This window comes from Colwellia sp. SU-HH01217, from assembly GCF_057543495.1.
The window spans coordinates 35,575-61,916 of sequence record NZ_BAAJLX010000014.1 but is presented as its reverse complement, the minus strand read 5'-3'; the positions used below and the strand labels follow the sequence as shown (position 1 = coordinate 61,916).

Sequence of the window (26,342 nt, the reverse complement as noted above, 5' to 3'; positions counted from 1 at the left end):
TCATTAGGAAATATAAATGAAAACTATTATCTCAACAGAAAAAGCACCAAGCGCAATCGGCACATACAGCCAAGCAGTAAAAGTAAAAAACACCGTGTATTTATCAGGTCAAATCCCACTTATCCCTGAGACCATGGAAGTTGTAGAAGGCGGCTTTGCCGAGCAAACTCAGCAAGTGTTTAAAAATTTAGTCAGTGTGTGTGAAGCAGCAGGCGGCACCATTAACGATATGGTAAAAGTGAACATTTTTATGACTGATCTCAGTAACTTCGCCACAGTTAACGAAGTAATGAGTCAATACTTTGATGAACCTTATCCCGCCCGTGCTGCGGTTCAAGTATCTCGTTTACCCAAGGATGTTGAAATTGAAATTGACGGTATTATGGATTTACCTAACGTAGATTAATTCCTTTTATATTGTTTATATTTTATCGCTAACAACTGAGCAACTTAATGACACCCGAAAGACATCAACGCATTAAAACAATGCTAGACAAACGCCAGCCAGACCTCACCGTATGTATGGAAGGCGTTCATAAAACTCATAATTTAGCTGCCGTTGTGCGAACCTGTGACGCCATTGGAGTGAGCGACGTACATGCCATTTGGAAAAACGAACAAATGCAAGTACGTGGAGGCAGCGCAGCAGGCAGCCATAACTGGATTGATGTACACAATTACAGTCAAACAGAAGACGCGATCAAGTCGTTAAAAGCGCAAGGTATGCAAGTTTTAGTGACCAACCTGTCTGACACCGCAATTGATTTTCGTGAAGTAGATTACACTAAGCCGACCGCTATTATTTTAGGACAAGAAAAATTTGGTGCCTCAGATGTCGCATTAGCGTTAGCGGATCAAGATATTGTTATTCCTATGGTTGGAATGGTGCAATCACTCAACGTTTCTGTTGCGTGTTCTGTAGTTTTGTATGAAGCACAGCGCCAACGTCAATTAGCTGGTATGTACGATAAACCAACATTAAGTGAAGAGCGCCGTCAAAAAGTTTTATTTGAAGGTGGCCACCCTATTTTTGCCGAAGCATGCCAACGCAAAGGTATCCCTTACCCTAGCATCGACGAAGATGGACAAATTGTTGCCAGTGAAGATTGGTGGCAAAAAATGCAAATGACCAAGGACGCTTGGCAAAAAATAGATGACTAACAAACCTTTGCTTAATGGAATAAGCAACCTTGCCCAAACGCCAGTGACCGTATTAAAAGGTGTTGGCCCAGGCATGGCCAAAAAACTCGAAAAGATAAATTTACATAGCTTACAAGATTTACTGTTTCATTTGCCCTTGCGCTATGAAGACAGAACACGCATAACCACTATCCGAGACTTATTACCTGGAACTCATACTAATATTATTGGTGAAATCACTAATAATCAAATAGTTAACGGTAAGCGCCGAATGTTAGTGGTTAGTTTGAATGATGGTACGGGTACCATTAATCTTCGGTTTTTTCACTTCACTGCTAGCCAAAAAAATAACTTAGCTATTGGCAGCAATATTCGCTGTTATGGTGAAATTAATAGAGGGCCACGTGGATTTGAAATTGTACACCCAGAATACAAACCCCTTGATCAAGACCAACCCTTAACGCCCGTTGAAGAAAACTTAACGCCTGTTTATCCCACGACAGATGGGCTCAGACAAATCTCGTTAAGAATGTTAACCGAACAAGCATTAGTTAGACTTAAGCGCGGTCAAGTTGAAGAGTTTTTACCCAAAGCATATTTAGACGAGCCTTATTCTCTTGCCCAAGCATTGGCATTAATTCATCGACCACCGCCAGAAACATCCGTTATTCAACTTGAAGAAGGAAAACATCCGGCTCAATTAAGATTAATTAAAGAGGAATTAATTGCTCATAACTTGAGTATGCTAAAACTCAAGCAAAGCCTTGTTCAACATCAAGCCGTTGCCTTAACGATTGACGAGCAATTAAATGAAAAATTCTTAGCGCAATTACCTTTTTCGCCGACAAATGCTCAAGCAAGAGTCGTTAATGAAATTCGAACAGATCTCGCCAAACCTATTCCTATGATGCGTTTAGTGCAAGGCGATGTCGGTTCAGGTAAAACTTTAGTCGCTGGCCTAGCAGCGCTCACCGCTATTGGCCAAGGTTACCAAGTCGCTTTAATGGCACCTACCGAAATACTTGCTGAGCAACATGCGATTAATTTTCAAAAGTGGTTTGAACCATTAAATATTCGTGTTGGTTGGTTAGCTGGTAAAACAAAAGTAAAAGCCAAAAGAATTGCTCTGGAACATATTGCAAGCGGCGATATGCAGTTAGTAATTGGCACGCATGCTTTATTTCAAGAGCAAGTAGTGTTTAATAAACTGACGCTAATTATTATAGATGAACAACATAAATTTGGTGTCCATCAACGCTTATCCTTACGAGAAAAAGGCGCGTTTGATGGTAATTATCCCCACCAATTAATTATGACAGCAACGCCTATTCCTCGCACCCTTGCTATGACCGCTTATGCCGATCTCGACACTTCGGTAATTGACGAGTTACCACCTGGTCGTACACCTATCACCACGGTCGCTATGCCAGATACCCGCCGTGACGATGTTATTGAGCGAATTAGACAAAGTGCTTTAAATGATAATAGGCAAGCATATTGGGTATGCACACTTATTGAAGAATCTGAGGTACTGCAATGCCAAGCTGCTGAAGACACCGCGCACTATTTGCAAGCGCAGTTAACAGAGCTAAAAATTGGTCTGGTTCATGGTCGAATGAAAGCCAATGAAAAACAAGAAATTATGGAGCAGTTTAAAGCAGGGGAGTTACATTTATTAGTCGCGACAACCGTAATCGAAGTCGGTGTTGATGTACCTAACGCCAGCTTAATGGTTATTGAAAACCCTGAACGATTAGGTTTAGCGCAGCTTCACCAATTAAGAGGCCGTGTCGGCCGTGGCAGTATAGCTTCTCATTGTGTCTTAATGTACAAGAGTCCACTATCCAAAACAGCCGTTAAGCGATTAAAAGTATTGCGCGAATCTAACGACGGCTTTGTCATTGCCGAAAAAGATTTAGAAATTCGCGGAGCAGGTGAATTATTAGGCACAAGACAAACGGGTCTTGCTGAGCTTAAAATTGCCGACTTAGTTCGCGATGCAGCTCTTATTCCGATAATCCAACAAACAGCTTACCTTATTTGGCAAAACTACCCCGATAATGCGAATGCGCTAATTAATCGGTGGCTAGCAAACCGAGAACAATACTCTAACGCCTAATCAAACTTGATTAAGCAACCTGCATTATTTAGGAAAACGCCATAATTGCGTTTAAATTAATGCTTGTTCGTATTTATTAATGCTCATTTTTTTACAAATCATTCCATTATTAGCACTAGCTGTTAACTTCATAATAGCCCTACAAAAAATCTACAATATTCAATATTTTTTCTATTGTGGTCAAAATTAAGACATACATTTGTACAAAAAACTTTAGGTATAACGTTTACATTTCAATTCATTTTATAGTATAAATAATATCAAGTGTTTATTTGTATTATAAATACTACCTCATTAACCAATCAAAAATAGAATAAAAAATGACATTAGGGGAAACATAATGAAAAGTAATAAAACATTTAAGTTAAGATATTTATCTTCGCTAGTTATGCTCAATCTTGGATTATCCTGCACCGCACTCGCGGCTGAAGATGCCAGTACTACTCAACTTACACAAGACGAAACAGAAGTGATTACTGTTTCAGGCATCCGTGGCAGTTTAGTCAAATCTAAAGACATTAAAATGGACGCTGACACCATTGTTGATGTGATTACCTCAGAAGACATTGGTAAGTTTCCCGATCAAAACGTTGCTGAATCATTACAGCGTATAACGGGTGTTGCCATCGATCGCCAAGGTGGTGAGGGCCAATTAATTACGGTACGCGGTATGGGGCCAGAATTTACTTCTGTTTTATTAAATAAACGTACTTTAGCCACCACCAGTGGCGGCCGCGCATTCAGTTTTGATATTTTAGCGTCAGAACTAATTAGTGGTGCAGAAGTCTATAAAACCCAAGCAGCCAACTTACAAGAAGGCGCTATTGGTGCAACTGTTAACGTAACTACTTTCAGACCTTTCGACATTCCAGGCTTTAAAGCCACGGGTACTGCTAAAGCGTTATATGATGAAATGTCAGGTGAAACAACGCCACAATTTTCAGGATTAATCAGCAATACTTTTGCTGACGATACTTTTGGGGTTTTATTCTCTTTCGCCCACAATGAGCGAAAAAGTCGCTACGACAGTGCGAATACCGCTTATTATGAAAAAATGGATTTAACAAGGGATGATGGTACCTATTACGACAGCATCTATTTTCCACAAAATTATGATCAAATTGCAAAAACAGAAGAAAAAACCCGTAACAATGCCAACCTTGTACTGCAATACAAGCCTTCTGAGAACTTAGAGTTTACTGCAGATGCACTTTATTCAAAATATGATGTTGAATATCGCCAAGATATTTTAGCTCACTGGTTTACCCCAGATCAGTTAACCGATGCTCAGTTAGATGAAAATGGCACATTGGTTAAAATGTCGATGGGTAAAGGCAGCAACAGTGATGTTTTAGTACGCCAATCTCAAACCAGTAATGAACTGATTGCTTTAGGCTTTAATGCTGACTGGAATGTAACAAACGACTTAAATTTAAACTTTGATGTCAGTTACTCTGAAGCAAAATCAGATCCTAAAGCAGGTACCACAGATACTGTTGCCTCTCGTCCGGGTGATTATACTTATGATCGCAGCTCTGGCGCACAACTTCCTGAATTAACTTTTGATCGAACACCTTCTGCCAGTGGTTTAAAAGCAGGTTGGGGTGAGCGTTTTGGCTCGACAATAGAAGATGAAGTATTAGAAGCGAAAATTGACGGCGAATGGATTATTGATACCGGACCATTATCAAAAATTGGTTTTGGTGTAATGTCATCAGACAGAACATTATCAAGTAAATATAGCCGCACAACTCGACCTTTACCTTGGTTATGGGGCGATAATACAACACCCATTATTCTACCTGAAAGCATGTTTAGTACTTATGATGCCGATGGATTTTTATCAGGCGGTAGCGGTAACCCTGAACAATCTTGGTTAACCTTTAACTCAGAAGATTTCTTTGATTATTTAACATCGCCTGCTGTAGTTGCCCAAATGGACGATCCTGCCACTGCGCAACAATTAATTGATGCGAATAATGGCTTTACCATGCACCAAGTACCTTGGACCTATGAAGTTAATGAAGCCCTTGCCGCAGCATACGCTGACTTTTACTTTGATGGCGACATAGCAGGCATGGCTTGGTCAATTACTACAGGTATTCGTTACGTTGAAACAACCAGTACCTCCGATGGTTTTGCTGTACCTTTATTAGATTTAGAACCTTCAGTAGGTAAGCCTGGTTTTGTTAATGCGATAGAAGGTGATGATTACGCTCCTGTGTCAGTTAAAAATACCTACGACAACTGGTTACCTAGCTTAAACGCAAAAATTGATATTGTTGAAGATGTTATTGCCCGTTTTGCTTACTCAAAAAGTATTACGCGTCCGGAGCTTGATGAACTGTCTCCAGAGTCGAGCTATAGCGGCGGCGATATTGACCATTTAACAGGCTCTGGTTCTAATCCTACATTAATGCCCTTTGAGTCAACAAACTTTGATTTAGGATTAGAGTGGTATTATGCCGAAGGCAGTTATGCCGCCGTTGCAATGTTTACCAAAGATGTTGATGGTTATCTGTCAACTGAAGAAGTAGACGAAGTAGTAATAGTACCAAGTGGTACTTATGATTATAAAATTTCTCGCCCAGTTAACTCAGATCAAGCTGATATTGAAGGTTATGAAATCGCGGTTCAACATATGTTTACTAGCTTGCCTGCCCCTTTTGATGGTTTAGGGATTATTGCTAATAAAACTTTTGTTGATAGTGAATCAGCCACTAATGACAATGAACAATCACTGCCGTTAATTGGTTTAGGCGATTCTGCTAACTTGATTTTGTTTTATGAAAAAGACGACATTCAATTACGTGTTGCTTGGAACCAACGTGATCGCTTTATGCAAGACAAACCAGAGTCATGGCGCGATGGTCACTACGTAAACGATTACGCGCAAGTTGATATTAGTGGTAGTTACGATATTAATGAAAACTTAACGGTTTTCTTTGAAGGTATTAACATTACTAATGAACTGTATGTTACCACTGCAAAATACCAAAATCAGTATCTAGATGTTACTGAAAATGGACCGCGCTATACCTTAGGTATACGAGGTAACTTTTAACTTAAATTTATAAACCAGTGAATTAAGTTAATTGTGTTTAAGATTGATAAAGGGTGCATAAATTGCGCCCTTTTTTATGCCTGAATTTTTCAATTATGGTTTACTTAACCTGAGCTCGGCTTAATTATTTCTTGTCGCTCTCTTTCATATTCTTCGTATGATTTTTTATTTAGTTGTTGTAAACATTTGTCACGTTCTACGCCTACCTCACGATTACAATCATGTTTACTCTGAATTTGCGTCGCGTTATAGAGTTCTTTATTACTACAAGCCCCTAGCAACAGCAAAGTTGTGAAAATGGAAAGAAGTTTTTGATGAGTCATAATCGTCATTACCATAGTTAAAACACCCTAAAAGCATAATGAATTCTACACGTATTAGCTATAATATCTTAGACCTTGATCTGAACAGTTAATTATTAGCAAAAAGTAAGTTAAACTATCGGTAATTATAGATTTAAGTGAATTTACCATGTCCAGTCACGACTCTCAGCAAAATAGCGATAACACTTCTGATAATCAAACGACACATTTTGGTTACCAAACCATTAATAAAGATGAAAAAGTCTCTAAGGTTGCCGGTGTATTTCATTCGGTTGCCGCGCAATATGATGTAATGAATGATTTAATGTCGTTTGGTATTCATCGTCTATGGAAACGCTTTACTATCGATGCAAGTGGTGTTCGTCCTGGTAATAAAGTACTCGATCTTGCGGGTGGCACAGGCGATTTAACGGCAAAGTTTTCTCAATTAGTTGGTCGTGAAGGACAAGTGGTATTAGCTGACATTAACAGCTCAATGCTTAATGTTGGCCGTGATAAGCTTAGAGATCGTGGCTTAGTTCAAAATATTGAATATGTTCAAGCTAATGCGCAATATTTGCCTTTTGAAGACAATACTTTTGATATCGTCACCATTGCCTTTGGTTTACGTAATGTTACCGATAAAGACATGGCATTACGCTCAATTTATCGTGTATTAAAACCGGGCGGACGTTTATTAGTATTAGAGTTTTCCAAACCAGAGCATGAACTGATTAATAAAGCTTACGATTTTTACTCGTTTAACATTTTGCCTAAAATGGGTGAAGTAGTAGCAAAAGATGGCGATAGCTATCAATATCTTGCAGAGTCAATTCGCATGCACCCTGATCAAGAAACTTTAAAAGGTATGATGGATGATGCAGGCTTTGAACAAACCAGTTATAAAAACTTAACCGGTGGCGTTGTTGCCCTGCATAAAGGCTTTAAGTTTTAGCACCATGATGGAATCTTTGCCAAAACCGCTATTAAAAATAATGCCGCAATTGATGTTACAGCAAGTATTGTGTTCGTCAGTAGAAGTAGTGACTAATAAAGCACTGGCGTTAAATAGTAATGGCGAAGAGCAACTCAACGCTTTAGAGCAAAAAACTTTAGCGATAAAGTTAGCTGAGTTAGGTTTTATTTTATGTTTATCGGTGAATGACGGTAAAGTATTGGTCACTAAATTAAGTGAGCGCGCTGACTGCACCATTACGACTAGTTTGAAAACATTAAAAACACTGCAAAAAGAACAACAAATCACCGAGCTTATTAAACAAGACAAACTTGATTTAGAAGGCGATATAAAAGTCGCTCAGCACTTTGCCCATTTGGCTGAAAATATTGATATTGATTGGCAATCAGAACTCGCCAAGCATATTGGTGATGTAGCCACTTATAAGTTGACGCAGTTAGGGCATAAAGTAAAAGGTAAACTTGATTTTGCCGCTGAACAAATTCAAGCCGATGCATCAGAATACCTTGTTCATGAACAAGGCTTGGTTATTACTCAAAGCCAAATTAGCCACTTTAGTCAGGCGGTCACGGCGGTTAAGCAACAAACCGCACACGTTGAAAATAGAATAAATGACTTGCTCAACTCTCTCACCATTAAACCAAAAGGTTAATCATACCCGCATGCGCCTTTATTTTATTATTAAAACATTTTTACAATTTGGTTTAGATGAATTACTGCCAAAAAAATCATTACCTTGGTATGCAAAGATTGCGCGTCACTCTTTATTTTGGTTACGAAATAAGCACAAAGATAAACCGCTTGCGCTACGCTTTCGCTTAGCAATTGAAGCACTAGGCCCCGTATTTATTAAATTTGGTCAAATGTTATCAACTCGCCGTGATTTATTACCCGACGATTTTGCTAACGAGCTAGCTCGACTACAAGACCAAGTACAACCCTTCGATGGTCAGCAAGCAAAAACTATTATTATTAATGCTATTGGTGAGCAAGCTTTTGAACAATACTTTAGTGATTTTGACTTAACACCACTCGCATCAGCTTCTATTGCGCAAGTACATACTGCAACACTCAACCAAGACAATAAGCCACTCGATATTGTTATAAAAGTGCTGCGTCCGAAAATAGATCAAGTGATTATCGCCGACATTAACATTATGACCAAGTTTGCAGGTATCGTTGCTCGATGGCTGCCTGATGGTAAACGCTTGCGTCCTAAGGAAGTAGTAAAAGAGTATCGAAAAACCATTTTAGATGAACTCGATTTAAACCGAGAAGCCGCTAACGCTATTCAATTAAAGCGCAACTTTGAGCAAGGAAGTGAATACGATAAATCACTCTACGTACCTGAAGTATATAGTGAATTTAGCCATGGAAACATACTAGTTATGGAGCGAATTTATGGTGTAGGCGTAGGGGAAGTAGACACTTTAAATAAACATAACGTCAACATGAAATTATTGGCTGAACGCGGTGTTGAAGTGTTTTTTACGCAAGTTTTTCGTGATAGCTTTTTTCATGCTGACATGCACCCGGGTAATGTTTTTGTTGACATAAGCACACCTGAAGATCCGACATGGATTGCCATAGACTGCGGTATTGTTGGCACACTAAATCGTGAAGACAAGCGATATTTAGCTGAAAACTTTGTTGCCTTTTTTAATCGTGATTACCGAAAAGTGGCGCAGTTACACGTTGACTCAGGCTGGGTACCACATGGCACAAGTGTCGACGAATTTGAATTTGCTATTCGCACCGTTTGTGAGCCAATATTCAATAAGCCATTAGCCGAAATATCTTTCGGACAAGTGCTTGTTAACCTATTTAATACTGCACGCCGTTTTAATATGGAAGTACAGCCTCAGCTCGTATTGTTACAAAAAACTTTACTCTACATTGAAGGCTTAGGCCGCCAACTCTACCCTCAATTAGATTTATGGCAAACTGCCAAACCCTTTTTAGAGGACTGGGTTAAAGAGCAAATGGGCGTGAAGGCGGTTTACACTAAAATTAAAGAAAACTTACCTTTTTGGAATGAAAAATTACCTGAATTACCAGACCTTGTTTACGATTACTTAAAGGCAGGAAAATCAGCCCAGCAAAACCAGCAACAGTTTATGTTGCAATTATCTCAACAACAGCAGCAGAATACACAAAGATTAGTGTTTGCAATTTTTGCTGCCGGGTTACTGATTGGTGCTGCACTATTATTGAGCCAAGATAAAACGCTTGCAGGTACATTAACGGCTACAGTCTCTTTATGTTTTAGTTTACTCGCTCTGAATAAACGTTAAGTTGTTATTCGTTAATTATTTGTTTACCACTCACTGCTGCTCAATGATTGTTTAAATTACATTCGTTGTCATTACGACAAGTCAACGTCTTCATCGAAAGTCCACGCTAAATGCTATTTTATCTTTAATGGTTGTGCTTTACTGTTAGGTGAAAATAACAAATATCACATTACAAATGAATTAGCCGTTTATTATAGGTAACACGGATTATGTTTTTCACGTGTAACATTCCCTGTTATTGTTGGGTGTGTGATCTCTATAACCATTGTTACAAATAACGCTATTTCAAATAATAAAGGAAAACAAATGAAAGCATTTAACCTTATTGCACTTACTTTAGCTAGCATATTATCTAATGCTGCACTGGCTGATACTCAAGTTATTCATGCAGGTGAATTATTGGCTGTGCCCGGTAATTCACCATTAAAGAAACAAACGATAGTGATCACTGACGGAAAAATTAGTCAAATCAAAAAAGGCTTTATTTCGCCAACATCAATCGATAAAGACGCCAATTTTGTTGATCTTTCAAAAAGTTTTGTTATGCCTGGCTTAATGGATATGCATGTCCATTTACAAGGCGAGCTTGGCCCTAATAATGATCGTCAGAAATTACGACTATCAGATGCTGATGTTTTAGCGCAAAGTGCTTTTTTCGCTAAAAAAACGCTTATGGCTGGTTTTACCACCGTGCGCGATTTAGGTGGTAGTCCAGAGCAAAGCTTTGCCCTGCGCGATGCGGTAAAACGTGGCTGGTTACAAGGCCCTCGCGTAGTTGCCGCAGGCAGTAATGTTGCGGTAACTGGTGGTCATGGCGATGTTGACGGTATGAGCCCAGATTTATTGGAAATACACACCGCAAAAACTATTTGTGATGGACCTTACGATTGTCGACGAGCTACCCGAAGAGCCATTAAATTTGGTGCTGATGTAATAAAAATTACTTCTACCGGTGGTGTACTTTCTGATACCGATACAGGTACAGGTCAACAAATGGCTGATGACGAATTACGTGAAGTCGTTAACGCAGCACATGCTTTAGGCCGCAAAGTGGCCAGTCATGCGCATGCAGCAAATGGCATTAATGCTGCACTTCGTGCAGGTGTTGACAGCATTGAACACGGTAGCTATGCCAACAAAGAAAGTATTAAATTATTCAAAAAAGGCGGTGCTTATTTAGTGCCAACACTAATGGCGGGCGATACTGTGGTAAATCTTGCTAAAACAACCAACTTTATGTCACCAGCCATCAGCGCTAAAGCAATTCGAGTAGGCGGCGATATGATTGCTAACTTTAAACGCTCTTATAAAGCAGGTGTTAAAATTGCGTACGGTACAGACAGCGGCGTATCAAAACACGGTAATAACGGTAAAGAAGCCGTGCTAATGTTTGAAGCCGGCATGACAACCAAAGATATTTTAAAATCTGCAACAGTTAATGCCGCTGATTTAATTGGTCAATCAAACAGTTTAGGCACCATAGAAGAGGGAAAAATTGCTGATATTATTGCCATGGATGCTAGCCCATTAACCGATATAAAAGAATTATTAGATGTCGATTTCGTCATGAAATCTGGTGAGATTGTTAAATCTCAGTAATCAGCAATTGCTAATCAATAAAAACAAATAAATCGAGAATAAATCATGCTCAATAAGATGAAATTAACGACATCCGTCACCAGTACTGTACTTGCAGTAACTATAGCGCTTTCAGGTTGCTCTACTGCAAATGTGTCTACGGTAGAAAACAAAACTAAAGAACAACGTCAAGTGCAAGAAAATACTGAGTTTACTGCCTTTAGCACACAATTTATTGAAAGTTTCTGGCAACTTTACCCAGGCTATGCGGTTTACATGGGGTATTACAAATATGATAGCCAGCTGCCGATTCCAAATGCACAAACAATTGAAAAAGAAACAGCGTTTTTTAATCAGCAATTAGCCCTTTTGCAAGCATTTGATCCTAAGAGTTTAAACTCAAGTGATGCCGGCGACTATTATATTTTGAAGAACCAGATAGAATCGAATATTTGGTACAACAATGAACTAAAATCAGGCGAATGGGATCCTTCAAACTATAATGTAGCTGGCGTTTTTGGCGTAATACTAAATACCGATTACAAGCCATTGAACGAACGCTTAACAACGATAATTAAACGAATGGAAAATATTCCTGCTTATTATCAAGCGGCCATTAACAACTTAAAAACCCCCACAGTCACACATACTCAATTAGCCATTGGGCAAAACCAAGGCGCTTTAGGTTTATTTGAATCTATCGATGAAAAAGTTAAAGAGTCAACACTTTCTGATGAACAAAAGATGGCCTTTAATCAACAATATAAACTCACTAAAACGGCTATTTCTAGTTATATCAGTTGGTTAGAAAAGCAATTGCCTGCACTAGAAAATAACGATAATACACGCGACTTTCGTATTGGCAAGTCGCTATACGACAAAAAATTTCAGTTAGATATTTTTTCAGGCTATACCGCCGAAGAATTATTTAATAAGGCGCTATCAGAAAAAAATCGCGTTCATAATGAAATGATTACAATTACTGACAAACTATGGCCGAAATATTTTGCGGATAAAGCCCAACCTACCAATAAACTTGTCGCGATTAAAATGCTGATAGATCATATTTCTGTTAAGCATGTAGCGCGTGATAATTTTGTCGATAGTATTCGTCAACAAATTCCAGAGTTAGAAGCATTTGTACTCAAAAATAATTTGCTAGCAATAGATAAAGAAAAACCTTTAGTGGTTAGAGAAACACCTAAATATCAACGCGGCTTTGCCGGTGCTTCTATTAACGCACCTGGGCCGTATGATCCAACAGCAAATACTTATTATAATGTGACGCCGCTCGATAATATGTCAGACGAGCAGGCAGAAAGCTATTTACGTGAATATAATCACTGGTTGTTACAAGTTTTAAATATTCATGAAGCTGTACCGGGTCATTACACCCAATTAGTGCATAGCAATAAATCTAAAAGCTTAGTTAAATCAATCTTTGGCAATGGCGCCATGATTGAAGGCTGGGCAGTTTATACTGAACGAATGATGCTAGAAGAGGGCTATGGCGATTTTGAACCTGAATTATGGCTAATGTATTATAAATGGAATTTACGCGTGATCATGAACTCCATTTTAGATTACCGCATTCAAGTTGAAGGCATTGACGAAGCCACCGCGTTAGATTTAATGGTTAATCAAGCATTTCAGGAAGATGCTGAAGCAAGAGGAAAATGGCGAAGAGCAACCTTGTCGCAAGTGCAATTAACCAGTTACTTTACTGGCTATTCAGAAATTTACCAATTACGTGAAGATTTGAAACAAGCAACAGGAGAGCACTTTAATCTAACAGATTTTCATAACCAATTTTTAAGTTATGGTAGTTCGCCTGTGCCTATTATTAGACAGCTGATGTTTGATGATTATGTGAAAAACCATAATGGCTCTAAATAAGGCAATCAAACCTTAGTTACCGCTAAAATAGGTACTTAAAAAGACGTTTATAGCAACTTCATTAATGAGTGGTTATAAACGTCTTTTTTGATCGCTTTTATAGAAAAACTAGATGAATTTACACATCCCTTGACCGAGTTGAGAGCCAGAGCGAACAAGGTAACCATAGCGCGAATAGAAATGCTCCTTCCCCTGAGCAGACAAAAGAGCAATAGTAGCTCCTTTTTTAACAGTTAACGCTAAATAATCTTCTATGGCTAACATTATTGCATGACCTACGCCTTGTTGTTGATGTGCAGGATCAACCACAATATCTTGAAGATAAAAAAACATAACGCCATCCCCAATCACTCGCCCCATACCAATAATAGTTGTGTCATGCCGAACGCTTACATGAAACAACGAATTGTCCAAGCTCGTTTTAGCCATTACAGGATCGGTAACACCCCAACCAACTTTTGCCCTAAGTGCGCAAAACTCTTCTGTTGTTGGAGGTTTATGCTCGATAGAATAATTCAATTTGCATCACACTTTTCTATTTAGTTGATTAATAATAAGTAAATTGACTTTGCTACTCAAAAAGTTACCCACCAGAACATGTACAAGCTAAATCACCGTTTTCTTGATACCACTGATTGTAATCACCGCCAACGCACTCTCATTGCACTTGAGTACAGTCTCGACTATTTACCCCGTTGCCTCTTATTGAATAGGTACAAGCAGATATTGTTAACGCGATAAATACGCTTAAAATCATCATAAAAATCCCTTTTAATGATGACTGTAATTCAAGGCTAGTGCAGCCGTATGTTTGAGTAAACTCATATCTCCTGCTTTACCATGACCCGGTACAACAACGTTAATGTCGGGATACTTTTTAATAAGCTTTTCAATAGAATACGGCCATTTTTTAATTGAAGCATCGGCGATATTTCCCAACGTTTTACTTTTAAGGCTTTTAATGAAGCAACCACCAAATAAAATCCGCTCTTTGGGTAGCCATACCACAATGTTATCGTCACTATGTCCAGCGCCCGGATAAAATACTTCAATGCTATTCGGGAGCACAGTATAAGGATTAGTATTAATTATCTGAGTTGTTTGATCACTAGATTTAGCTTCGAGTAGCTTATTCGTTAACGCAGTCGCATAGGTTGCTATATTTAACTCATTTAATAGCGATACACCTGCACTTGCATCATCATGAGAGTGGCTAATAATGGCACTTTTAAGGGTTAACTCTTTTGACTCAAGCCATTGCAATAGTTGCTTGGTATCGGCAATTGTCCAAGGGGTATCAATAAGATGAGCTTGTTGACCATCCACAACAATTAAGCCATTACCTCCTACCATACCCCAAGGTTCTACGTATAAATAAGAAGTAAACTGATATACATTTTTAGATAATGCTGTAATTTTCAGTTCTTTTTCTTGCGCATTAACCACAGAAAACCAAAACGTTAACAATAAAAAAACAAGGAGACTTTTCATCGTGACTTCCTCGCTAAAATGGTAAATAAGAGGTTAATTCAAACACGTGATTCTATTTAACCTCTAAGTCGAAAACAATGTTAATGGATGCAGAATAAACAATATTTTCCTGCAAGTATTTACCTGCTCTAGGCGGTGGAGTACTCATAGCAACACCAGAGACTGCGATATGCTCAACATCATAATTAGCGCCGTATCTATTGCGACTTTGGTTAGACGATGAGTTAATACTGTAAACCTTGCCTAACTTAGCATTAAAAGCACTGGCTAATGAGTGGCCTTGCGCTTTCGCATTGCTAACGGCTAACGCATTGACTTCATCTTTAAGGGATTTTTCTTTTGAAGATTTAAATTCAACATTACGAATTTTATCTATTTTAACGCTTAAGGCAAAATCCATAAAAGCGTTTAAATATTTGATTTTATTCAGTGTTACTTTCAAGGTTCGCTTTGCTATATAACCATTTACTTCTCTTTGACCATTTTTAAGGTACGAGTAATGGGCATCCGTAGTAATATTTGAAGCTGAAACATTTGCTTCGTCCACTTTAAATTTAACTAAACCATCGAGCAGGTTATTCACTCGATTGTCTACTTCCTTTTTAGCATCGGCACTTTGACTTTTTATACTTTCAACTTCTAAATAAACAACCGCAATATCGGGTTTTGCTTCAAGTTGTGCAGTACCTACAATCGATATATGGCGATTATCAGGTAAGTTGGTGTTGGCGTTTGAATAAAATGAGAGTGCGGCTAAAGCCATAAGTGTTAAATATTTCATTGAACCTCCTAGTAAATTAAAACAATTAATAGCAAATGTACTTTCAGTCATTAACGACTGCTGATCAGAAAAGATAACACTAGTTATCTCAGTTTTGAGTATGATACTTTATCGATTAAATATAAACACCTGCTACTGCTATGATATTAAATACCTTGAGGTTCCTTCTGCTTTGCAGCTTTAAAATAACCACTATGTTGTTTTATCGCTTTAAAATTGACTGGTTATCGCCTCAATATAAACAACAGTGGCAGGAAGTTAATTTTATTATATTTCTCAATCATACCAGCCTTTTTGAACCATTATTTATCCGCCTAGCGCCTTATAGTTTTCTTTGGCGCCTAGCCAACAACCTTATTGTACCTGGTGCAGATATTACTTTAGCCCGTCCCATTACAGGTAAAATTTACCGTACTTTAGTGCCGGGTTGTATTCCTATTACCCGAAAAAAAGACAGTTCATGGCAGTATTTTCTTGATCAAGTATCCAACGATAAAGTGAATGCGATTTTACCCGAAGGGCGCATGAAACGAAGAAGTGGTTTAGACAAAGAAGGTCAACCAATGGATGCGAGAGGCGGTGTGGTTGACATGCTACAACGGTTAAATAAAGGAAAAATTCTCTTCGTTTACAGTGGCGGCTTACACCACATCCAAGCGCCAGGCGATCGCCTACCTAGACTATTTAAAACCATTAGCGCCAATATGGAAATAGTTGATCTAGCTTCCTATAAAAACCAATTTAGTCATGATGGTAGTGAATTTAAGGCTGAAGTGCTAAACGATATCAACCAAAGGATAAATAGCTGCCCCTGCGGCGATAAATAACGCGACAATCAATTATAGTGTCACTTCCCTTTACACTATCAAAGAATTTAAGTTCCTCCCCCCTCCACATAACACAGTAAGCCAATGATATTTATATATTTTTATTTTATGGCGTAAATTTTGCTAAATTTAGTAATAAATTAACGAGTAAGTTATTCAATAAATAATACCAAAGGGAAATAAAATGAGTTTAAGAACGTTAAAAGCAATGATTGCAGGTTTAGTCATTACCGTAAGTAGTATGGCTAATGCTGGTGTAATGTACACTGTTGATTCTGGTTGGGCTGATTTTAGTTGGAGCGGCGGTGTTGAAACAACAACTGATCAAGGTGGCTTTACATTCGATTTATTAACTGATGGTGTACTAACTGTTACAGATGCTTATGCTTTTGGTGATGAATTTGAAATTTGGATTAATAGCGCGTTTAACTCTAATACGTCAGATGTATTAGCTTATGACTCGTTACATGTAGGTGGCGATGCAGATTTAGCCATTGCTTCTGGCTTTAGTCACGGTAGCGTATTTTTATCAGCGGGTAGCTACGACGTAGATTTCACTTTATTTCAAGATGGTGTAGATGAGCTTGATAATCCATACTTAGGTGGCGGTGCATTTTTCAAAGTAGAAACAGCGACTATCCCTGAACCTTCTACTCTTGCAATTTTTGCATTAGCGATTATGGGTTTAGCATCACGCAAATTCAAAAAATAATCACCTTGTTATTTGAATTATAAAAGCGCCGTATTACGGTGCTTTTTTTATTCTCTAATTAACTACTCTATATTTTACAATATTTAAATTTTATTGATTGTAGTTATTTATTAAAATGGCTGCTACGAGCCATCCCACGTATTTTAAACTAAATTCTTTTCATTACTGGTCATTAATGGCTTACAATAATATCACTAAATAAAAGATATCTATCATCCCTCAAAAAATTCACTCAATAGCCTTTCGTATTAACTAGTGCAACGAAGAAATATATTAAGCTAATACAATTCCAAATAATGATAGGGCGAAATAATACTCTTAGTATATAATTTTGCGAAGTTACTATGAGAATCCGCTAATATTCTCTATCAATCGAGTCCATTTAATTTTTACTACAGGAGTGAAAATGAAACGAATATTTCTTTTTATAATGACCAATATTGCCATTATGTTGGTATTAAGTATTACTCTTAGACTATTAGGTGTTGATAGTATTTTGGCGGAAAATGGCTCTGACTTAAATATTCAAGCGTTAGTGATACTGTCTGGTGTTATTGGTTTTGGTGGCTCCTTTATTTCGTTGTTTATTTCAAAATGGATGGCAAAACGAATGACAGGTGCTGTTGTTATTAAGCAGCCTGAAACGAATATCGAAAAATGGTTAATCACTACTGTTGAAAAGCAGGCGAAAATTGTAGGGATTAAAATGCCCGAAGTGGCGATATTTCCTTCTGAACAAATGAACGCTTTTGCCACTGGCGCAAGTAAAAATAATGCCCTAGTTGCTGTGTCACAAGGCTTGCTCGATAATATGGCGCAAGGTGAAATTGAGGCAGTGGTGGGACATGAAATGAGCCATGTCGCCAATGGTGATATGGTTACCCTGACCCTTATTCAAGGTGTTGTGAATACCTTTGTGGTGTTTTTATCTCGACTTGTCGGCCATGTTGTTGATCGCGTTATACTAAAAAATGAACGTGGTCATGGTATTGGTTATTTTGTTACCGTGATGATTGCTCAAGTGATTCTTTCTATTCTAGCCAGTGTTATTGTGATGTATTTCTCAAGAACACGTGAATTTATAGCAGATACCGGCGGTGCTGACTTGGCAGGACATCAAAACATGATTAATGCTTTAAAGCGTTTAGCTCAAAAAGAACCTGAAGCATTACCTGAACAATTAGCGGCATTTGGTATTAGTGAGAAAACTAAACAAGGATTAAGTCATTTATGGTCTTCGCATCCACCAATAGAAGCAAGAATTGAGGCATTAGAACTACGTGCTCAAGCACTAAACAAATAGCCACATCATTTTATAAAGGGGAATTTATTCCCCTTTATTTTTATTAAATAAATCACGTAAATTGGCAACGCCTACTTTCGCCGATTGTTTCTTGTGTTCATCTGTTTTCTTTACTTGCCCAATTTCCCAACTGAGATCATCTTGAGGCAACTCATGTAGGAAGCGGCTGACCTCAGTACGAGCAACTTCGCCAAATTGACGGCGCTCTTTCGCATAAGTGAATATAAGTTCACGTTGTGCACGTGTTATACCGACATAAGCTAAACGGCGCTCCTCTTCAATGTCACCTTCATCAATGCTTGTTTGATGTGGTAACAGCCCTTCTTCCATACCAATCATAAACACGTAAGGAAATTCTAAGCCTTTGGATGCGTGTAGAGTCATTAATTGTACTTGATCTGCCCCATCTTCATCTTCATTACGTTCCATCATATCGCGTAAGGTTAACCGGGTGACTATTTGCGGCAGAGTCATTGGCTCCTCGTCTTCTTCGCCTTCTAACATTTGAGTGACCCAACTAAAAAGTTCAGTCACATTCTTCATCCGCATTTCAGCGCCTTTAGCACTGGGGGTATTATCGTACAAATAGTCTTCGTAATTAATTTCGCGGATCATAGATCGTAATACAGCGGCAGTATCGCCTCGCTCACATTGATCGGCAGTGCCGACAAGCCAATGAGTGAAGCGCTGAACATTTTCTAGACCTCTACCGGTTAAGTGCTGCTCAAGACCTAGTTCGAAACTGGCGGCAAACATACTAATTTGTCGCATGTTAGCGTAATTACCAAGCTTTTCTAACGTTGCTGGTCCTAACTCTCTTCTAGGCGTGTTTACGATACGTAAAAAAGCATTGTCATCGTCAGGATTTACTAACACCCTCAAATAAGCCATAACATCTTTTATCTCAGCCCGTGAGAAAAAGGATGTACCACCACTAATTTTATAAGGAATGCGGTTAAGCATTAGCGCCTTTTCTAACAACCTAGACTGATGATTGCCGCGGTAAAGCACTGCATAGTTTTTAAATTGGCTTTTATTAATAAAGCGGTGGCCAATTAATTCACCAACTAAACGCTCTATTTCATGCTCTTCATTTTTCGCTTGTAGCACCCTTAATTCAACACCATAAGCAAGTTCACTAAACAGCGCTTTGTCATAAACATGAGGATTATTGGCGATGAGTATATTGGCACACTTTAAAATGCGTCCGCTAGAACGATAATTCTGCTCGAGTTTAATCAATTTTAAATTGGGATAATCTTTACCCAGTAATACCAGGTTTTGAGGACGAGCACCGCGCCATGAATAAATTGATTGATCATCGTCGCCCACAACCGTTAAACGGCCACGCTCACCAGTGATCAATTTCACCAGTTCGTACTGACTGGTATTGGTATCTTGGTATTCGTCTACCAACATATAACGAATTTTATTCCGCCAGCGAGTACGTACTTCTTCATAGTTTTTTAATAGCAGTGTGGGGATAAGGATAAGATCATCAAAGTCGAGTGCGTTATAAGCTTTCATGTGTTGTTGATAGCGACCATAAAGCTCTGCATATAAAGCCGTATCGGCATCAGTCGCCATTTTTATAACTGCATCGGGTAATAATAAGTCATTTTTCCAGTTGGAAATCATCCCTTGCAGTTTACTTAATAAGTCTTTATCGCCATCTAACTCTTCATGGGATAGTTCTTTTAACAAGGCTAACGAGTCTTGATCATCGAATAAGGTAAAACCAGGCTTGTACCCCAGTATTTTAATTTCTCGACGGACAATATCTAAACCAAGCGAGTGAAAGGTTGAAACCGTTAAGCCCCGCGTTAAATCTTTACCTAACATGCGCTTAATACGCTCTTTCAGCTCTCTTGCTGCTTTGTTGGTAAAAGTAACTGCAGCAATATTACGTGCCTTGTAATCACACTTTTCAATGAGGTAAGCTACTTTTTGACAAATAACCCCTGTTTTACCACTACCGGCACCAGCTAATACTAAGCACGGACCACTGATAAATTTTACCGCTTCATTTTGTCCGGGATTAAGTTTCATTGACAGTCTTTATAATTAATTGATGGCATTTTAAGAGCTGTGAATTTTACCTGTTTTTAATCATTGGCAAAATAGTTAATTACCTTACAATAGAGAGATTGAACAGAAATTGATATTTAAATGAGAAAAATATGATTAATGCAAAAAAAATTGAAGAAATTGCTCAACAAGTAACAGACTCTATTCCGCCAAGCTTAAAAAATCTTGCCAGTGATTTTGAAGATAAAACCAAAACAGTGCTGCAACGTAAATTGTCGCAGCTTGATGTCGTCAGCCGAGAAGAGTTTGATGTACAAACCCAAGTATTAATTAAAACACGAGAAAAGATTGCAGCCCTTGAAGCTAAGCTCGCAGAACTTGAAGCGTTAATTAAAGTAGAAAAATAATAAGTCATTATATTCATCAATAAACGAGGATTATTAATTCTCGTTTAAATAGATTGGCAATTAAATAACTCGCATCGGTTGCATTTTCTTGTACGTTAAACTGCGCCATAACCATTCAAGCGGGCCAAACTGAAAACGTTTTAGCCACCAAGTAGAAAAATACAGCTGTATAACAATCATAACTAGTACGATTAACATTTGTGGCGCCCGCGATATTTGACCGTACAAGCCTCCTGCATAACCATAAAATATACTGGTTAAAATAACAGAATGTGTAATGTAGTTGGTGAGCGCCATTCGGCCTAAAGGTGCAAATTTATTGAGGTATCTCGCCCAATTTTCAGACCCCAATAAACTAATAACTAAGCCTATATAGCCTGCCGAGAGTACATATTCACCAATAAAAAATAAAGTACTCCCAGTAGTAAAAAGTAGCATAATATTTTCAGTAGCTGGGTGTTGAGTAATGAGTAACCCGCCAATCGTTAACGGAAAACCTAACCCTAAGCCAATCCATGCCATGGATTTAAATAATGTTTGATGCTGCTGATGGTTTTTTAAAACACCACTTAAGATAAACCAATAGCCTAAGATAAAAAGTGGTAAATACATGGTAAACGCAAAAACCGGCGACAACATTAACATAAAGCTAGCAAAGCCAATTCTAAACTCAGTAGCTTGCCAATAAGAGCCTTCAGACAGTGCCAAAATTTCTTGTGCTTCTTCTGTTTCAAACTCTAATCTACTGGCAACAAGATCATCGACTTCTTGCTGAATTAATACTTGTTCGGCATTTTCTAGACTTTGCTCTTGTTGAACTAAATTGTCATTTTTTTCAGTTAGTTCAAGTGTTGGTGCTAATTCCAATTCTTCAAAGTTTTCTGAATTAACTTGCATGATTTTCTCATCTACAAGCATGGTTATATGCTGCTCTTGCTGCCACATTTCGGATAGTGACTCGCGATCAAAGGTTAAACCAAACCCAAAGCCAGCAAGCACCGACATTAACGCAGGAATTATTAACCAAATTAAACCGACTTTTAAAAGAGAACGTGGTTTATCAAATAATTGAGAATCACTTCGCTTCAAAAAGAATATCCAAGCTAACAACACTAAACCTGCAAAGGCATAATCATGTAAAATATCGCCACCCCATAAAAAAGCCATATGAAGTAAACCAAACACATATAAAACGACCATACGTCTGAGAAAAAGTGAGCCATAGGGCCTATTAGCTTCTTTTGCACTTATCAGCATAACAGCAAAGCCCATACCAAAAAGTAAGGCAAATATTTTATAGAATTTCCCTTCGACAAAGCAGCGAACTAACCAACCAGCGGTATGATCTAATCCCGTTAAATTAGTATCAAAACTGCCTAACGACAGCATGCTTCGTCCAAACCATTCTATATTCATCAATAAAATACCGACTAATGCCAAGCCGCGAAGTATATCCATGGCATCAATGCGATTGCTTGTAGATATTGGCTGTAGAGACAGTGGTGGAGGTGAAGCGACACTCAGGGGAGAGTTTATAACGGTGTTTGACATATCCTTCCTTGGCATGAACGTTAAATAAGTAATAAAGGAGTTAATTGTATAAACAATAAGGTCTAGAATATCTTAGCTACGAGCGATATTCTAGACCTATGTAGTAGTGTTAATTTATTGTTAAGTATTGCTACAGCCAACATTAAAGACTGTAGGCTAACTCGCTACTTTTCCTTCATATTCCATAAAATGTCTTGTCCATTGCCCATTACCGTTGTTGGCATTTGACCATTCCATTGCTGTGCTTTTACATATTCAACAAGCATTTTATTATTCTTTATAGCATTCGATTTCTTTTGCATTGATTCCGCTTCAGCTAAACCTTTCACTAAAATCGCTTCAGCTTGCGCTTTAGCCTCTATAGATATCGCATAAGCAGAACCGTCGGCACGTGCTTTTTCAGCATCACGTTTTGCTTCAGCGGTATTAACTTCTCGCTGTGCTTCTAATTTTTGACGTTCTAAACGATGCTTCTCCGCTTCAGCTAAGTTTTTTTCCGTTTGCTTAGTTTCAATACTTTGTAAGTATTTTGCTGGTAGTACTAAGTTTTCAATTTGAATGCTGTCTAACTTAACCGGAAATTCAATCATCGCATTGGCTAGTGTTTCTTCAATTTTTTGAATAACTTGACCACGGCTTTGAATAATTTGTTCTGCTTTAAAGCGCGCTAAGGCATCTTTTGCTGCTGAACGTAGACGAGGATCAAGAATTCGATTTTCAAATTGATCTAAGCCGCCGTAGTTTTTATATAATTCGAATGCTTCTGAGCGGTTAACCGTCCAGTTTACGCTAACTTCAACCTGGACAGGCATTTGCTCAAAGGTTGATGCTTTAAGCGCTTCGGTATTTTTTCGCGTTCGAATTTCTAATTCTTGAACCGTATCTGCGAAAGGTATTTTATAATGTAGCCCTGGATTTACTTGTGTGGTTGCTTCGCCAAATCGTTTAACAATGCCGACATGACCTTCGTCTATGGTGTAAAGTGCAGACCACAGCACGCCAAAGACAATAACGCCGGTTACGATTTTAAACATGTGCTTACCAAGTTTAGTGGTATCTATTTCTACTGAGTTTTTTGAGGTATTCGTTGTTAGCATCTGACTTCCTTAATCTGCTTTATTTTTTTATTAGCTTGCGCCTTGTGACATATTATGTCAAGAAAGAATTGCGCTTGATCATTAATCTTAGTAATTTTGAGACGTAATAATCAGTAAAATTAAGCAGTAAAAGAAATAAAAGATAGCCCAATTTCTGCTATCTTCCAGATTAAAATATTTTTGAGCATGAGTAAAAACTATATTACCCGAGAGAATCGCTGTTGGTTAATATGTTGCTTCATATAAGCATCGAAACTCATACAAATAATTCGAATCAGTAAACGTGCTTTTTGATCTACGCGAATGAATTCTGCAGAGTTTTCAACTAAGCCGTCATCTATAAAGGTCGATAATAAAGGTAAGTCTTCAATAAAGTAGTGATCAAAATCAATATCGTACTTTGCACTTATCATGTTTTTATCAACATATAAATTACACATAAGCTCACGTATAACATCACCCCGAATAACATCATCTTGGCATAAGCTTACCCCTTTTTCTTGGGCATTTTTGTTGTTATCTATGGCTTTATAATAACTTTGTAAATCTTTTATGTTTTGACTAAACGAGTGACCAATATTACTGATAGATGAAACGCCTAAGCCGAGTAAGTCACAACCACCTTTAGTGGTATACCCTTGAAAATTTCTATGCAAAGTGCCATTTTTTTGGGCAATAGACAGTTCATCTTCTGGCTTTGCAAAATGGTCCATACCGATAAAGTCATAACCAAAACCACAAAGTTTTTCGATGGCGAGTTTCATTAAAGCAAATTTTTGTTTAACGTTTGGCAACCATTCATCTCGCAGTTTTCGCTGTGCGGCAAACCGGCTTGGGATATGGGCATAACTAAATAATGAAATACGATCAACATCCATTTCATGCGCTTTATTTAACGTTTTCGTAAAAGTTTCAATAGTTTGGTGTGGCAAACCATAAATTAAATCAATATTAATTGACTGAAAACCTACTTTTTTAGCATGGGCAATAAAGTCACTAATAAATTCCGTTGACTGTACACGATTAATCGCTTGTTGAACTTTTAAGTCGATATCTTGCACACCAATGCTGAGGCGATTAAAACCTAAATCAAATAAATGCTCAGCAAGGTTCATTTCTATTTCTCGAGGATCAATTTCTATGCTCATTTCTACTTGATCAGCAAAGTTAAATTTCTCTTTTAGTAAAGACACGAGTTTAGTAATTTGAGGGTGTGTTAAAAAACTCGGTGTACCTCCTCCCCAGTGAAGTTGTTTAACCGTATATTCAGTAAAAAATTCTGCTCGAGCACTTATTTCTTCAGCCAGATATTCTAAATATGTATCGGCTTTATCGCGATGGCGAGTGATCACTTTATTACAACCGCAGTAATAACAAAGGCTATGGCAAAAAGGTATATGAACATATAACGAAAGTTCGCGGTTTGGCGAGTCCTGAACGGCTTGGATAAAATCTTCTTCGAGGAATTGGTCGTGAAATTCTAGTGCGGTAGGGTAAGAGGTATATCTTGGACCACTAGTATTATATTTTGAAAGTAATTGAGGATCGAAAAATTGGTTGGCTTGCATAACTAAGTACCTCAAATGAGCAGTGATCTAAATTCTGCTCATATTATACTTATTACATTTTTACTCGATCTTGATCGAGCGCAAGCTTATACCGTTAAAACACTAATACGCTCACGGGCATATTGATGAAGTAAATCAAGATCTGTCACTATTTTAGGGTGAAGTTCTGCTTCAGCTTTCATGCGTTGTAAATCTTCTTTCATCCGTTCTTTTTTAGCAAGCGCCTTACGAGAATCAAGAATACTTAGCGTTTTAATTCGATTGTACAATTCAAAAATAGCAGGGAATTGTTGCTCAAGTTCCTTGCTAGTTTTCAACGAGTCTAATAATACGCTTAAACGCCAACAGCCTTCAGAAAAATCGCACTGCTCTTCTTTCATAGCCCGAACAATAATAACGACCGAGTCGAGCACTTTTTTATCGTGAGCGTGTAATGCATGTTGTTGTGCTTGTTTAGCTTGCTGTTGCGCTAATGTTTGCGCTTTTACCTGCTTAAGTAACTTAGTTGCGTAGATGGCAAGTGCCACAATAATTATAACGCCAACAATAATAGTGATTAGCCAAAAATTAGTCATCAATTAACACCTAACAGTTGTTCGAGTAGCAGTATCTTGGTTATTCAAACTTTGATAAATCACTGTTATCAAATTTATCCCACAAATCGTCTTCGGTTACCTTAGCGCTAGAAGATTCATGCTCGTCTTCTTCATCTTCATCATCTAAACCTAATTGCTCACGAATATTTTGATGTTTGTCCATCTGCTCATTAAAAAAGTCTACTTCGCTCTCTGTAAGCTCAATCTCATCATCTTGTTTAGCTAAAATATTAAGTAAGCGTTGGTCTTGCTCTATGTCTGCTAATGCTTGCATTAGCGCATCAGTATCAATGAGGTTCTCTGGCTCTATGGTACGAATAGGTGCTACAGATGGCGTTGCTGGTTTAGCTTTTACCACAACAGGTTTTTTGTTTATTGGCTTACCCAATGCGATAGGGGTTTTACTACCAATACGTGGATCTTTTTTGGCTGTAGATTGCTGCTGCTTAACGACAGGTTTCGCTTCATTTTGTCGGTTACCTGCGGGTTTTCCTTTAAGCTTTTTTACTTTTTTGTCAGGAACGGGAGCAGGGGTTTTAACGGTACTTTTTATTGCACCACTTGAACCAACACCAGGTTTTCTAGATTTTTTTGAACGAGACATAGCAATTG

23 protein-coding genes are annotated in these 26,342 nt (G+C 38.1%); 13 read left to right on the top strand and 10 right to left on the bottom strand.

Annotation, left to right across the window (positions count from 1 at the left end):
• Nucleotides 1-16 precede the first annotated feature (16 nt).
• From AC27G3_RS15205 to AC27G3_RS15190, 4 genes are all read left to right on the top strand, one after another.
• Nucleotides 17-406, top strand: a complete 390-nt coding sequence (locus AC27G3_RS15205; RefSeq protein WP_487122976.1) for a RidA family protein — start codon at nt 17-19, stop codon at nt 404-406.
• A 47-nt stretch (nt 407-453) separates the two neighbouring features.
• Entirely contained in the window at nt 454-1,161 is a 708-nt protein-coding gene (gene trmH, locus AC27G3_RS15200) for a tRNA (guanosine(18)-2'-O)-methyltransferase TrmH (RefSeq protein WP_487122974.1), read from the top strand.
• Nucleotides 1,162-1,180: 19 nt separating this feature from the next.
• Nucleotides 1,181-3,259 (top strand): ATP-dependent DNA helicase RecG, encoded by a 2,079-nt coding sequence (gene recG / locus AC27G3_RS15195; RefSeq protein ID WP_487123060.1) that lies wholly within the window; start codon nt 1,181-1,183, stop codon nt 3,257-3,259.
• A gap of 340 nt (nt 3,260-3,599) precedes the next feature.
• The gene (locus AC27G3_RS15190; protein WP_487122973.1) at nt 3,600-6,323 is read left to right on the top strand and encodes a TonB-dependent receptor; all 2,724 of its coding nucleotides are present in this window, start codon (nt 3,600-3,602) and stop codon (nt 6,321-6,323) included.
• A 104-nt stretch (nt 6,324-6,427) separates the two neighbouring features.
• Here AC27G3_RS15190 and AC27G3_RS15185 read toward each other — a convergent pair whose 3' ends face one another.
• Nucleotides 6,428-6,646, bottom strand: coding sequence for a hypothetical protein (locus tag AC27G3_RS15185; RefSeq protein ID WP_487122972.1), 219 nt, complete (start codon nt 6,644-6,646; stop codon nt 6,428-6,430).
• Between the two features lie 148 nt (nt 6,647-6,794).
• On the opposite strand from AC27G3_RS15185, the gene ubiE reads away from it, so the two are divergent.
• The 5 genes from ubiE (at nt 6,795) to AC27G3_RS15160 (ending at nt 13,369) form a co-directional block, all read left to right on the top strand.
• Entirely contained in the window at nt 6,795-7,580 is a 786-nt protein-coding gene (gene ubiE / locus AC27G3_RS15180; protein WP_487122970.1) for a bifunctional demethylmenaquinone methyltransferase/2-methoxy-6-polyprenyl-1,4-benzoquinol methylase UbiE, read from the top strand.
• Between the two features lie 4 nt (nt 7,581-7,584).
• Nucleotides 7,585-8,253 carry a ubiquinone biosynthesis accessory factor UbiJ gene (locus tag AC27G3_RS15175; protein ID WP_487122969.1) on the top strand — a complete coding sequence of 223 codons (669 nt, stop codon included), beginning with the start codon at nt 7,585-7,587 and terminating at the stop codon, nt 8,251-8,253.
• Nucleotides 8,213-9,895 carry a ubiquinone biosynthesis regulatory protein kinase UbiB gene (gene ubiB / locus AC27G3_RS15170; protein WP_487122968.1) on the top strand — a complete coding sequence of 561 codons (1,683 nt, stop codon included), beginning with the start codon at nt 8,213-8,215 and terminating at the stop codon, nt 9,893-9,895. The genes AC27G3_RS15175 and ubiB overlap by 41 nt, the downstream gene beginning before the upstream one ends.
• A gap of 306 nt (nt 9,896-10,201) precedes the next feature.
• Complete coding sequence (locus AC27G3_RS15165; RefSeq protein WP_487122967.1) at nt 10,202-11,494, top strand: metal-dependent hydrolase family protein; 1,293 nt, start codon at nt 10,202-10,204, stop codon at nt 11,492-11,494.
• A 45-nt stretch (nt 11,495-11,539) separates the two neighbouring features.
• Nucleotides 11,540-13,369, top strand: coding sequence for a DUF885 domain-containing protein (locus AC27G3_RS15160; RefSeq protein WP_487122966.1), 1,830 nt, complete (start codon nt 11,540-11,542; stop codon nt 13,367-13,369).
• Between the two features lie 108 nt (nt 13,370-13,477).
• Here AC27G3_RS15160 and AC27G3_RS15155 read toward each other — a convergent pair whose 3' ends face one another.
• From AC27G3_RS15155 to AC27G3_RS15145, 3 genes are all read right to left on the bottom strand, one after another.
• On the bottom strand, nt 13,478-13,888 hold the full coding sequence (locus AC27G3_RS15155; RefSeq protein WP_487122964.1) for a GNAT family N-acetyltransferase: 411 nt from the start codon (nt 13,886-13,888) through the stop codon (nt 13,478-13,480).
• A 252-nt stretch (nt 13,889-14,140) separates the two neighbouring features.
• The gene (gene bla, locus AC27G3_RS15150; protein ID WP_487122963.1) at nt 14,141-14,860 is read right to left on the bottom strand and encodes a subclass B1 metallo-beta-lactamase; all 720 of its coding nucleotides are present in this window, start codon (nt 14,858-14,860) and stop codon (nt 14,141-14,143) included.
• A gap of 52 nt (nt 14,861-14,912) precedes the next feature.
• Nucleotides 14,913-15,641 (bottom strand): SIMPL domain-containing protein, encoded by a 729-nt coding sequence (locus AC27G3_RS15145; RefSeq protein ID WP_487122962.1) that lies wholly within the window; start codon nt 15,639-15,641, stop codon nt 14,913-14,915.
• Nucleotides 15,642-15,835: 194 nt separating this feature from the next.
• On the opposite strand from AC27G3_RS15145, the gene AC27G3_RS15140 reads away from it, so the two are divergent.
• The 3 genes from AC27G3_RS15140 (at nt 15,836) to htpX (ending at nt 18,483) form a co-directional block, all read left to right on the top strand.
• Complete coding sequence (locus tag AC27G3_RS15140; protein WP_487122961.1) at nt 15,836-16,468, top strand: 1-acyl-sn-glycerol-3-phosphate acyltransferase; 633 nt, start codon at nt 15,836-15,838, stop codon at nt 16,466-16,468.
• A gap of 184 nt (nt 16,469-16,652) precedes the next feature.
• A complete protein-coding gene (locus tag AC27G3_RS15135; RefSeq protein ID WP_487122960.1) occupies nt 16,653-17,180 on the top strand; it encodes a PEP-CTERM sorting domain-containing protein in 528 nt (175 codons plus the stop codon).
• A 406-nt stretch (nt 17,181-17,586) separates the two neighbouring features.
• A complete protein-coding gene (htpX, locus tag AC27G3_RS15130) occupies nt 17,587-18,483 on the top strand; it encodes a protease HtpX (protein WP_487122958.1) in 897 nt (298 codons plus the stop codon).
• Nucleotides 18,484-18,507: 24 nt separating this feature from the next.
• Here htpX and rep read toward each other — a convergent pair whose 3' ends face one another.
• Complete coding sequence (rep, locus tag AC27G3_RS15125; protein ID WP_487122956.1) at nt 18,508-20,532, bottom strand: DNA helicase Rep; 2,025 nt, start codon at nt 20,530-20,532, stop codon at nt 18,508-18,510.
• Between the two features lie 131 nt (nt 20,533-20,663).
• Between rep and ubiK the strand changes: the two genes are divergently transcribed.
• Complete coding sequence (gene ubiK, locus AC27G3_RS15120) at nt 20,664-20,918, top strand: ubiquinone biosynthesis accessory factor UbiK (protein ID WP_487122954.1); 255 nt, start codon at nt 20,664-20,666, stop codon at nt 20,916-20,918.
• 60 nt (nt 20,919-20,978) lie between these two features.
• Here ubiK and AC27G3_RS15115 read toward each other — a convergent pair whose 3' ends face one another.
• The 5 genes from AC27G3_RS15115 to yihI all read right to left on the bottom strand — a co-directional run bounded on the left by AC27G3_RS15115 (nt 20,979) and on the right by yihI (nt 26,334).
• Nucleotides 20,979-22,469: a DUF418 domain-containing protein gene (locus AC27G3_RS15115; RefSeq protein ID WP_487122953.1), complete on the bottom strand. Its 1,491-nt coding sequence runs from the start codon at nt 22,467-22,469 to the stop codon at nt 20,979-20,981.
• A gap of 164 nt (nt 22,470-22,633) precedes the next feature.
• Complete coding sequence (locus AC27G3_RS15110) at nt 22,634-23,503, bottom strand: SPFH domain-containing protein (RefSeq protein WP_487123059.1); 870 nt, start codon at nt 23,501-23,503, stop codon at nt 22,634-22,636.
• Between the two features lie 260 nt (nt 23,504-23,763).
• On the bottom strand, nt 23,764-25,134 hold the full coding sequence (hemN, locus tag AC27G3_RS15105) for an oxygen-independent coproporphyrinogen III oxidase (protein ID WP_487122951.1): 1,371 nt from the start codon (nt 25,132-25,134) through the stop codon (nt 23,764-23,766).
• A gap of 86 nt (nt 25,135-25,220) precedes the next feature.
• Nucleotides 25,221-25,709, bottom strand: coding sequence for a DUF2489 domain-containing protein (locus tag AC27G3_RS15100; RefSeq protein ID WP_487122949.1), 489 nt, complete (start codon nt 25,707-25,709; stop codon nt 25,221-25,223).
• 40 nt (nt 25,710-25,749) lie between these two features.
• Nucleotides 25,750-26,334 (bottom strand): Der GTPase-activating protein YihI, encoded by a 585-nt coding sequence (gene yihI, locus AC27G3_RS15095; RefSeq protein ID WP_487122947.1) that lies wholly within the window; start codon nt 26,332-26,334, stop codon nt 25,750-25,752.
• Nucleotides 26,335-26,342: the final 8 nt, after the last annotated feature.